Source organism: Phytohabitans aurantiacus (assembly GCF_027923225.1).
GTDB lineage: Bacteria > Actinomycetota > Actinomycetes > Mycobacteriales > Micromonosporaceae > Phytohabitans > Phytohabitans aurantiacus.
In genome coordinates, this window is the sequence record NZ_BSDI01000027.1 from 75599 (window position 1) to 86309 (window position 10711).

Sequence of the window (10711 nt, forward strand, 5' to 3'; positions counted from 1 at the left end):
CCAACTGGGGTCCACACCCGACAGTCAAGGTCAAAGATCAAGCTAATACACCGTGAGGCCGTGTGAGCGCAACTGGGCGCGGACCCGGTCGACGAGGTCGGCGGTCGGTGGCGGGGTATCCGCGAGCGGAAAGTCGATGCCCAGGGCGGCGTACTTAGCGGCGCCCAGCCGGTGAAACGGCAGCACCTCCACACGCTGGACAGTAGACAGTGTCGCGACGAAGCGGGCGACGGCGGCCACGTTGTCCGGGGCGTCGGTGAGCCCAGGCACCAGCACGAACCGGATCCACATAGGGGTGCCCCGGTCGGACAGCCGCCGCGCGAAGCGCAGCGTCGGTGCCAACTCACCGCCGCCGGTCACCTGCCGGTACGTGGCGGGATCGCCGGACTTGATGTCGAGCAGCACCAGGTCGGTGGCGTCCAGCAGGCCGTCGGTGGCGCGGTCGCCGAGCGCGCCGGAGGTGTCCAGGGCGGTGTGCAGCCCAGCCTCCTTGGCGCGGCGCAACAGCGCCTCGGTGAACGCCGGCTGCAGCAGAGGCTCGCCGCCGCTGATGGTCAGCCCACCACCGGCCACCGCGATGAAGCGCGTGTACCCGGCGGCGATGCGCCACAGGTCCGGAAGCGAGGTGCGCTGTGCCGGCCGCATCCGCCAGGTGTCCGGGTTCTGGCAGTACTGGCAGCGTAGCGGGCAGCCGGCGAGGAACACCACGAACCGGGTGCCGGGCCCGTCCACTCCGGTGGAGACGTCCCAGGAGTGGACGGACCCGGTGACGGTCGCCGTGAGGGGGGTGTTCACAGTGACCCGTGGAAGGTCCGGGAGATGACGTCCTCCTGCTGTTCGTGTGTCAGGCGCACGAAGTTCACCGCGTACCCGGACACCCGGATCGTCAGCTGCGGATACCGCTCGGGGTGGGCCATCGCGTCGCGCAGGGTGTCGCGGTCGAGCACGTTGACGTTCATGTGGAAGCCGCCGCCGTCGGTGTATCCGTCGAGCACGCCGGCCAGGTTGGTGATCTGCTCGTCCCGGGTGCGGCCCAGCCCCGCCGGGGTGATGGTGCTGGTCAGGGAGATCCCGTCGCGGGCGCTGCCGTACGGCAGTTTTGCTACCGACAGCGCCGCCGCGACCAGTCCGTGCCGGTCCCGGCCGTTCATCGGGTTGGCCCCTGGCGCGAACGGTTCGCCGGCGCGGCGGCCGTCCGGGGTGTTGCCGGTGTGCTTGCCGTAGACCACATTGGACGTGATGGTCAGCACCGAGAGGCTGTGCTCGGCGTTGCGGTACGCCGGCTGGCCGCGCAGCTTGGCCATGAACGTCTCGACCAGCCACACCGCGATGGCGTCGGCGCGGTCGTCGTGGTTGCCGTAGCACGGGAAGTCGCCGTCGACCGCGTAGTCGACGGCCAGGCCGGTGCGGTCGCGCAGCACCTTGACGGTGGCGTGCTTGATGGCCGACAGGCTGTCGACGGCCACCGACAGGCCGGCGATCCCGGCGGCCAGGTACCGGTGCACCGGGTAGTCGTGCAGCGCCATCTGCAGCCGCTCGTACGCGTACTTGTCGTGCATGTAGTGGATGACGTTCAGCGCGTCCACATAGGTCGCGACGAGCCAGTCGAGCATCCGGTCGTAGGCGGCGACCACCTCCGGGTACTCCAGCACATCGCCGGTGACCGGTGCGAACGGTGGCGCCACCTGCTCGCCGGTCAGCTCGTCGCGGCCGCCGTTGATGGCGTACAACAGCGCCTTGGCGACGTTGGCGCGGGCGCCGAAGAACTGCATGTCCTTACCGACCCGCATCGCCGACACGCAGCAGGCGATCGCAGTGTCGTCGTCGTACGCCGGGCGCAGCAGTTCGTCGTTCTCGTACTGCAAAGCGCTGGTGTCCAGCGACACCTGTGCGCAGAACCGCTTGAAGCCGGCCGGCAGCGCCGGGCTCCATAGGACGGTCAGGTTCGGCTCCGGCGCCGGGCCAAGGTTGTAGAGGGTCCGCAGGTACCGGAACGAGGTGCGGGTCACCAGGGTGCGCCCGTCGGTGCCCATCCCACCCAGGGCCTCGGTCACCCACGTCGGGTCTCCGGAGAACAGCTCGTCGTACTCGGGTGTGCGCAGGAACCGGATGATGCGCAGCTTGATGACGAAGTCGTCGATCAGTTCCTGCGCGCCCGCCTCGTCGAGCAACCCTTCGGTCAGGTCACGTTCGAGGTAGACGTCGAGGAACGTGGCGGTGCGGCCCAGAGACATCGCGGCGCCGTTCTGTTCCTTGGCCGCGCCGAGGTACGCGAAGTACAGCCATTGGATCGCCTCGCGGGCGGTGGTCGCCGGGCGCGAGATGTCGTAGCCGTAGCCGGCGGCCATCTGCTTGAGCTCGCGCAGCGCCCGGATCTGCTCGGCCAGCTCTTCCCGGTCGCGGATGACGGTGGCCGTGGACGGGTAGGCGTCGAGGCGAGCACGGTCGTCGCGCCGGGCGGTGATGAGCCGGTCCACGCCATACAGCGGCACGCGCCGGTAATCGCCGACGATGCGTCCGCGGCCGTACGCGTCCGGAAGCCCGGTGATGATGTTCGACCGGCGGGCGGCGCGGACCGCTTCCGGGTACGCGTCGAAGACGCCCTGGTTGTGTGTCTTGCGGTACCGCGTGAAGATCTCCTTCACAGCGCCGTCCATCGGGTACCCGTAGGCGGTCAGCGCGTTCTCCACCATGCGTACGCCACCGGCGGGCAGGATGGCTCGGCGCAGCGGCGCGTCGGTCTGCAGCCCGACGATCAGCTCGCGGTCCCGGTCGATGTAGCCGGGCGCGTGCGCGGTGATGGTCGACGGCGTATGAGTGTCCACATCGTACACTCCTCGCCGGCGCTTCTCGGCGAACAGCTCACCCAGCCCATCCCACAGCGCCCGGGTCCGCTCCGTCGGTCCTGCCAGGAAGCCCGCATCGCCCTCGTATGGGGTGTAGTTGTGCCGGATGAAGTCCGCTACGTCGATCCGCTGCCGCCACTCGACGCCGGTGAAGCCCCGCCACGCCTGGGTCATTTCCGCCTCCTGCATTGGGGAAACCCTTCCATTTCCAGCCTGGGCCGTTCGGCGGGCCCGGCCCAGAGGCTTAGGTCCCGCCGGTTCGGGACGGTCCTACTCCGGCTGGCGCAACCCGCGCAGCGTGGCGTCCGGCTCGATGCCGGCCGGCGCGAGCCGCAGCTTCGCGTCGACCGCGACCGCGCCGTCCGATCCGACCATGACGGGGTTGAGGTCCAGTTCGGCGATCTCCGGCAGGTCCTCGGCGAGCCGGCCGAGCCGCAGAACCAAGTCCTCGACAGCCGCGGTGTCGGCGGGCGGCGCGCCCCGATATCCGGTCAGCAGCGGCGCCGCCCGCAAGGAGCGCCACATGCGGCCCGCGTCCAGGTCGGTCATCGGCACCAGCCGGAAGGCGCGGTCGCCGAGTAGATCGGTGTACACGCCACCGAGGCCGAGCATCACCAGCGAGCCGAACAGTGGGTCGTGCACGATGCCCGCCACCAGTTCCACTTGGCCGACGGCTTGAGGCTGCACCAGCACCCGCGGGTCGGGCTTTCCTACCGCGGCCGCGATGGCGCGGTAGGCGCTGCGCACTGCTGCTGGCTCGTCGAGTCCGATGTGGACGGCGCCGATGTCGCTTTTGTGGACCAGTGCCGGGTCGGCGGCCTTGAGTACTACTGGGTACCCCATCGTACTGGCCGCCTCGACCGCGGCGCCGGCGCTGGCCGCCTCGACGGAGGCCAGTACGGGGATGCCGTACCGGCCGAGGATGTCGGCGATGCGCGGGTACGGCTGCCAGCCGCCGCCACCGGCCAGAGCGGCGTGCACGACTGCTCGCGCGCCGACGCTGTCTACATCGGACAGGGTGGGTCGGGCGCCGAGTGGGCTGCGGCGCCAGCGCGCGTACCCGGCCGCGTGGGCCAGCGCGCGCACGGCCCGCTCCGGCAGGTCGTAGACCGGTACCCGGCGCACGCCCAGCGCCGCCGGTGAGTCGCTGGTGCCGATCACCACCACGGTGGCGGTCAACGCCTCATGCCGATCCAGCACCGGGGTCACCTGAGCCAGTACCGCCGGTACGTCGTTGGCCCGGGTCGCTGCCACGACCAGCAGCACGGCGTCCGCCTCGCCGCTGGCGGCCACCGCCTCCACCGTGGCCGCGAACGCGGCTGGCGTGGCACCGGCGCCCAGGTCCAGCGGGTTGTCCAGCGCTGCCGCGCCGGCTGCGGCTCGGGCGAGCCGCTCCCGCAGTTGCTGGCTGGGCGCGGGCACCCGCAGACCGGCGGCCTCAGCGGCATCCGCGGCCAGCACGTTGACCCCGCCGGCGTTGCCGACGATGGCGAGCCGGTCGCCGGCCGGCAGCGGCTGCTCAGTAAGCAGGCGCGCGGTGTCCAGCAGTTCACCCAGGTTGTCGACCCGGACCACGCCGGCCTGGGCGAACAGGGCGTCCACCGCGACGTCCGGCGCGGCCGCGGCCGCGGTGTGCGAGGCGCCGGCCCGCTGCCCTGCGGCGGAGCGGCCGCTTTTGACGGCCAGTACCGGCTTGCGGCGACCGAGCGCGCGGACCAGCCGGGCGAACTTGCGCGGGTTGCCGAACGACTCCAGGTACAGCGCCACCGCGCGGGTCGCTGGGTCGTCGTACCAGTACGCGAGCAGGTCGTTGCCGCTGATGTCGGCCTTGTTGCCCAGCGAGACGAACGTCGAGATACCGCAGCCGGTCCGGGCGGCCTGTGCGAGCAGCGCGATACCGACGGCGCCGGACTGCGAGGCGACGCCAAGGCCGCCGGGCGGCGACGCGGTCGGCGCGAAGCAGGCGTTGAGCCGTACGTCCGGCGCGGTGTTGACGATGCCGAGACAGTTGGGTCCGACCAGCCGGATACCGTGCGCCCGGGCGATGCGGACCAGTTCGGCCTGCGCGGCGCGGCCACCGGTGCCGGACTCGCCAAATCCCGAGCTGAGGATGACCGCGGCCCGTGCCCCGGCCCGGCCCGCCTCGACCAGCACCTCGCGCACCGCGTCGCCCGGCACCGCCACGACGACCAGGTCGACGGGCGCCGGCACCTGCGCCAACGACGGCCAGGCCCGCAGCCCGGCGATCGCGTCGGCGCCCGGGTTCACCGGATAGATCGGCCCGGTGAACCCGCCCTCGACGAGCGCGCGCAGCGTCTCGTGGCCGATCCCGCCTGGCCGCCGCCCGGCGCCGACCACGGCCACGGAACGCGGCGCGAGCAGCGGCCGCAGGGCCGCCCGCTCGGCCGCTCGGTCCCGGGCGTCGGCGGCCAGTAATGCCGTCTCGTCGGTGGTGGTCGCGACGTCCACGTCCACGACGCCGTCCATCAACCGGGTACGGGTGCGGCCGGTCAGATCCTTGGCGACCCGCAGCATCCGGAAGTTACCGGGCAGCACCTCACCGGTCAGCTCGACTATGCCATGTTGCCGGGCGTGCGCGGCCAGATGCTCCAGTAACAGCGTGCCGATGCCCCGGCCACGATGAGGGCCGGCTACGAATACGGCGAACTCGGCACGCAGGTCGTCCTCGGTCGCCCGCTCGTACGAGGCCACCCCGACCACGTCGCCGGCGACCTGAGCCACCATCGCGCCGTGTTCCGGGCCCGGCGCCCGAACGAGCCGCTCGACTTCGGAGGCGATCACCGAACGGCTCGGCGTGGCGAAGAACCGCAGTCGCAGGCTCTCCGGCGACGCGTCCGCGTACAAGCGAGCCAGTGCGGCCACGTCGTCCCGGGTGGTCGCGCGGATGTGGACGATGCCGCCGTCCGCGGCAAGTGCGTCGCAGCCCGTCAGGGCCATGCTGGTCACGGTGTTCCTCCTCGATCGTGGTCAGCGCCAGCGGCTGGTCCGGGCCAGCTGGGCGCGCAGCCGTCCCTGCGCCAGGTCGACCGCTTCGGTCACGGTCGGCGCGGTGGCGCGGGCGTGCAGGTCGACGCCGCTGACGTCGGCGTGCACGCGGACGGTGTAGAGGCGTCCGGGGTTCTGGTCCGTGAGCCGCTCGATGGTCAGCCGGACGAACAACACCGGGCGAGGTGCAGTCCGGAACGCGGCGGCCACCTTGGTCCGGGCGTAGTCGACCTGCGCGGCCGGGATCGGGCCGCGGACGTGGACCTGCGGTTGCGGTGATGCGACGGTGCCGGGCATCAGGGCCTCCCATCACTCGTTTACGAGGCCACCATCCCGCCCGCTGGAGGTTGCGAGACAGGGCCTTTGGACCCGGGCCGCGCAGTCGATCGGCACTGACGCCGGGCGTGCGACCAGCCCTACGGTCAGGTCAGGAGATGGACTCGGGAGAGGAAACGAGGCGGACCATGAAGCTGTGGAATGTTGGTGACGTCATGACGAGAGACGTCGCCGCGGTGCGAGAGGGGACGCCCTACCGCGAGATCGTCGACATCCTCGCGAGTCGCCAGGTCAGCGCGGTCCCTGTCATCGACGACTTCGACCATGTGCTGGGTGTGGTGTCCGAGGCGGACCTGCTACGCAAGATCGAGACTGAGGGGCGCCCGGAAACGCGACGGGTCTTCGAGAGCCGGCGGCGCCGCGCGGCGCGGGTCAAGGCCGGTGCGCGGGTGGCCCGCGACCTGATGTCAACCCCCGCCGTCACCACGATGGCGCACACGTTGATCCCGGCGGCCGCGCGCCTCATGGACGCCGAACAGGTCAAGCGCCTTCCGGTCATCAACGACCTGGGGCGGCTGGTCGGCATCGTGACCCGCAGCGACCTGCTGAAGGTACACCTGCGGCCGGACGCCGACATCCGCCACGACGTGGTGGAGGGCGTGCTGCACCGCGTCATGGCCGTTCGTGACGGCACCGTCCGCGTCGAGACCCACGACGGCATCGTCACGCTCACGGGCGAACTTGACCTGTGCAGCGCCACCAGGACTGCGGTCCGGCTGGCCCAGGCCGTTCCCGGTGTGGTGGCAGTGGAGGACAGGCTTTCCTTCCAGTACGACGACACCGCGCTGGCGCACCTCACGCAGGGCGGCGCGTGAGCGTCCAAAATGACCAGAGGACCCCGCGAGGCGGGGTCCTCTGGCGTCGATCAGGGCACGGCCGGCGTGGCCGGGCTGGGTACCGGGTGCGGCACCGGCACCACGACGACGGGACAGCTGGACTTGCGGATGCACTCCTCGCTGACCGAACCGAGCACGGTGTGCCGGACCCGGCTGTGTCCGTGGCTGCCGAGTACGAGCAGGTCCGCACGCCGGGCCGCCGCCGCCAGGACGTCGCCCGGCCGTCCCTCCAGTACCTCCGTGGCGATCGGCAGGGCACCGCGCTCGTGTGGCGGCACCATCTCGATCTCGTGCCTGAGCATCGTCTCGGCCCGCTCGCGCTCATCTGCCGGGCTCAGCGTGCCCGGCGGCATAGCGTCGATGCCGTCCCACCGCCATGCGGTCACGGCCTGCACCGTGCCGCCATGGCCGGCCGCTTCGCGCACCGCCCACCGCAGCGCGCGGCGACCACCGTCGGAGCCGTCGACTCCGACCACGATCTGATAGTTCGTCGTCATTTCCGGTCCCTCCTTCGCGGTTAGAGCAGGACTCGTTCGGCGTGATGCGGGACCACCGCACACCAGCCGAGTTCGGTGCCGATCCGGGCAGCGAGTGCGGCGGCCGGACCGGGCTCACCGTGCACCACATAGCAGGCGCGTGGCGGCTCCGGCGCGGTGCGCAACCAGGACAGTACGCCGTCGGCGTCCGCGTGCGCCGAGAGATCGTCCACGCCGACCACCTCGGCACGGACGGGTACGTACTGGCCGAAGATCTTGAGTGCCTTGGCGCCGTCCAGCAGCGCTCGGCCGCGGGTGCCGGCGACCTGGAACCCGGGCAGCAGGATCAGGTTGCGTGTCTCTGGGGCCAGGGACTCGAGATGATGCACGACCCGGCCGCCGGTGGCCATTCCGGACGCCGAGATCAGCACGCACGGTCCCGGCGGGTTGTTCAGCCGGCGGGACTGCTCCTGGTCGGGCACCAGGTGTAGCTCGCCCGGGTCGAAGGGGTCCGTCGGTGATTCGCGTACCGCTGGCGCGATCTCCGGGCTGTTCTCGCGTACCGCCTGCCGGTAGACGTCCAGCGCGGCGAGCGCCATCGGGCTGTCCACATAGACCGGTACAGTCGGCAGCGCACCGGAACGCATGAGCTCGCGTAGGGCCATGAGCAGCAACGGAGTACGGTCGATAGCGAAGGCCGGCACGAGCACGACGCCGCCGCGGGCGATCGTCCGTCGGATCGGATCGGCCAGCCGCTCCAGGTCGCGGGGCGGGTGCCGGCGGTCGCCGTAGGTCGACTCCACGACCAGCGCGTCCACGGCCGGCACCGGATCGGGTGGGGCCAGCAAGGGGTGCGAGCCGCGCCCCAGGTCGCCGGAGAACCCCACCGACCGGCCCTCCGCCCGCACCTCCACAGTGGACGAGCCGAGGATGTGGCCGGCCCGGCGTAGCCGCACCGTCAGGTCGTGCAGGTCGCCGACCGGCTGGGTACGGCCGTACGGCAGCGGCCGGAACAGCCCGATGGCTTTCTCCGCGTCCGCGGAGTCGAACAGTGGCAGCGGGGGATCATGGCGGCTCGATCCGCGCCGCGCCGCGTGTTCGGCGTCTTCCTCTTGCAGGTGTGCCGCGTCGCGCAGCACGATCGCCGCCACCTCGGCGGTCCACGGTGAGCAGTACACCGGCCCGGAGTACCCGTGGCGGACCAGCCGTGGCAGGAAGCCGCAGTGGTCCAGATGCGCGTGGCTGAGCACGATCGCGTCGAGGTCGAAGACGGTGCCGGGGAAGGCCGCCCAGTTGCGGCGGCGCAGCTCACGGTCGCCCTGGTACAGGCCGCAGTCCACCAGCACCCGTCCGCTGTCGCACGAAACCAGGAACTTGCTCCCGGTCACCGTGCCGGTCCCACCCAAGAATCGCAGGCTCGCAGTCTCGATCATGCCACCATTGCACGCCCGCGCCCGGCGGCGAGGTAGGTCCGCAGGACCCGCCAGGCCGGGTCTTGCGGCCCCCTCGCCGCCCGTGACCGTGGCTCAGCGGCTGTCCGAGCCGGCCGTGCCCTTGGCGGTCGCCGCGCGGCCGGCCTCCAGCCGGGCGATCGGAACCCGGAACGGCGAGCAAGACACATAGTCCAAGCCGGCCTCGTGGAAGAAACGCACCGAATCGGGGTCGCCGCCGTGCTCGCCGCAGACGCCGATCGTGAGGCCGGGACGGGTGGCGCGCCCCTCGTCGACCGCGATCCGGATGAGCCGGCCCACGCCCGGCACGTCGATGGATTCGAACGGCGAGGTGCCGAATATGCCCAGCTCCAGGTACCGGGGGAAGAAGGCGCCCTCCACGTCGTCGCGCGAGAAGCCCCAGCTCATCTGGGTGAGGTCGTTGGTGCCGAAGGAGAAGAACTCGGCGGCGCCGGCGATCTCGCCGGCGGTGACCGCCGCCCGGGGTACCTCGATCATGGTGCCGATCCGCATCGGTGGGACGCCGCCGACCCCCGCCAGCACCCGCTCCGTCTCGGCCCGGACAGCCTCCAGCTCCTGCACGGTACCCACCAGCGGCACCATGATCTCCGGATGCGGGTCGCCGCCGGAGCGCGCGTGCTCCGCGGCGGCCTCGGCGATCGCGCGCACCTGCATGGCGTAGAGTCCCGGGATCACCAGGCCGAGCCGGACGCCGCGCAGGCCGAGCATCGGGTTCTGCTCGTGCATGCGGCGCACCGCGGCCAGCAGCTCACCATCGCGACCAGCGTCCTGGCCCAGCGCCTCGGCACGGGCGACCCGCGCGGTCAGCTCCGCGAGCGGCGGCAGGAACTCGTGCAGCGGCGGGTCCAGCAGCCGGATGGTCACCGGCAGTCCGTCCATCGCCTGGAAGATCTCGACGAAGTCGGCGCGCTGCAACGGCAGCAGCGCCGCCAGGGCGGCCTCGCGTTCGGCGGCGTCGGCGGCGAGGATCAACCGCTCGACCAGCGCCCGGCGCTCGCCGAGGAACATGTGCTCGGTGCGGCACAGGCCGACGCCTTCGGCGCCGAACCGCCGCGCTCGCGCGGCGTCCGGTCCGGTGTCGGCGTTCGCATGGACGCCCAGCCGCCGCACCCGGTCGGCGTGCGTGACGAGGCGGTGTACCGCCGACAGCAGCCGGTCCCGCACGGGCCGCGCCTCGCCCTCGAAGTACCGCACCACGGGGGAGGCGTGCACCGGGATCCGGCCCAGGAACACCTCGCCGGTCGCGCCGTCGATCGACAGCAGGTCCCCTTCGCGGACCGTGACGCCATCCGTGGTGAACCGTCGACCCGCCACGTCGACGTCAAGGTCGTCGGCGCCGCACACGCACGTCTTGCCCATGCCCCGAGCCACCACGGCCGCATGGCTGGTCTTACCACCACGGCTCGTGAGGATGCCCTGCGCGGCGATCATGCCGGGCAGGTCGTCGGGATTGGTCTCGCGCCGGACCAGGATCACCGGCTCGCCACCGGCGGCCACCTCGACGGCGCGCGCGGAGTCGAAGACGACCCGGCCGACGGCGGCGCCCGGCGATGCCGGCACCCCGGCGGCGAGCGGGACGGGGGAGGCGGAGCGGTCGAAGCGCGGGAACGTCAGCTGCGCGAGCTGTGCGCCGTTGACCCGCTGCAGCGCCTCGTCGAGGTCGATCAGCCCCTCGTCGACGAGCTGGCTGGCGATGATGAAAGCCGCCGCCGCGGTGCGCTTGCCGACCCGCGTCTGGA

General features: G+C 71.8%; 8 protein-coding genes. 1 reads left to right on the top strand and 7 read right to left on the bottom strand.

Going from position 1 to position 10711, the window contains the following annotated elements; all coding sequences use genetic code 11:
- Positions 1-42: 42 nt before the first annotated feature.
- The 4 genes from pflA to QMG73_RS25355 form a co-directional block, all read right to left on the bottom strand.
- The gene (gene pflA / locus QMG73_RS25340; RefSeq protein WP_281899677.1) at positions 43-795 is read right to left on the bottom strand and encodes a pyruvate formate-lyase-activating protein; all 753 of its coding nucleotides are present in this window, start codon (positions 793-795) and stop codon (positions 43-45) included.
- Positions 792-3035, bottom strand: a complete 2244-nt coding sequence (gene pflB, locus QMG73_RS25345) for a formate C-acetyltransferase (protein WP_309299524.1) — start codon at positions 3033-3035, stop codon at positions 792-794. The genes pflA and pflB overlap by 4 nt, the downstream gene beginning before the upstream one ends.
- 81 nt (positions 3036-3116) lie before the next feature.
- The gene (locus QMG73_RS25350) at positions 3117-5804 is read right to left on the bottom strand and encodes a bifunctional acetate--CoA ligase family protein/GNAT family N-acetyltransferase (RefSeq protein ID WP_281899697.1); all 2688 of its coding nucleotides are present in this window, start codon (positions 5802-5804) and stop codon (positions 3117-3119) included.
- A gap of 30 nt (positions 5805-5834) precedes the next feature.
- A complete protein-coding gene (locus QMG73_RS25355) occupies positions 5835-6149 on the bottom strand; it encodes an HPF/RaiA family ribosome-associated protein (RefSeq protein ID WP_281899679.1) in 315 nt (104 codons plus the stop codon).
- Between the two features lie 194 nt (positions 6150-6343).
- On the opposite strand from QMG73_RS25355, the gene QMG73_RS25360 reads away from it, so the two are divergent.
- The gene (locus QMG73_RS25360; protein WP_309299525.1) at positions 6344-7003 is read left to right on the top strand and encodes a CBS domain-containing protein; all 660 of its coding nucleotides are present in this window, start codon (positions 6344-6346) and stop codon (positions 7001-7003) included.
- A gap of 50 nt (positions 7004-7053) precedes the next feature.
- Here QMG73_RS25360 and QMG73_RS25365 read toward each other — a convergent pair whose 3' ends face one another.
- From QMG73_RS25365 to QMG73_RS25375, 3 genes are all read right to left on the bottom strand, one after another.
- On the bottom strand, positions 7054-7521 hold the full coding sequence (locus tag QMG73_RS25365) for a universal stress protein (RefSeq protein ID WP_281899683.1): 468 nt from the start codon (positions 7519-7521) through the stop codon (positions 7054-7056).
- Between the two features lie 20 nt (positions 7522-7541).
- Positions 7542-8933, bottom strand: a complete 1392-nt coding sequence (locus QMG73_RS25370) for an MBL fold metallo-hydrolase RNA specificity domain-containing protein (RefSeq protein ID WP_281899685.1) — start codon at positions 8931-8933, stop codon at positions 7542-7544.
- Between the two features lie 93 nt (positions 8934-9026).
- Positions 9027-10711: putative PEP-binding protein (locus QMG73_RS25375; protein WP_281899688.1), on the bottom strand; the 1685-nt coding region annotated here is incomplete at its 5' end.

Bases quoted from the DNA above. Each gene is read 5' to 3' on its own strand.
- QMG73_RS25355 (WP_281899679.1), bottom strand. From the start codon at position 6,149: ATGCCCGGCACCGTCGCATCACCGCAACCGCAGGTCCACGTCCGCGGC.
- QMG73_RS25350 (WP_281899697.1), bottom strand. From the start codon at position 5,804: ATGGCCCTGACGGGCTGCGACGCACTTGCCGCGGACGGCGGCATCGTC.
- QMG73_RS25370 (WP_281899685.1), bottom strand. From the start codon at position 8,933: ATGATCGAGACTGCGAGCCTGCGATTCTTGGGTGGGACCGGCACGGTG.
- pflB (WP_309299524.1), bottom strand. From the start codon at position 3,035: ATGCAGGAGGCGGAAATGACCCAGGCGTGGCGGGGCTTCACCGGCGTC.
- QMG73_RS25365 (WP_281899683.1), bottom strand. From the start codon at position 7,521: ATGACGACGAACTATCAGATCGTGGTCGGAGTCGACGGCTCCGACGGT.
- QMG73_RS25360 (WP_309299525.1), top strand. From the start codon at position 6,344: ATGACGAGAGACGTCGCCGCGGTGCGAGAGGGGACGCCCTACCGCGAG.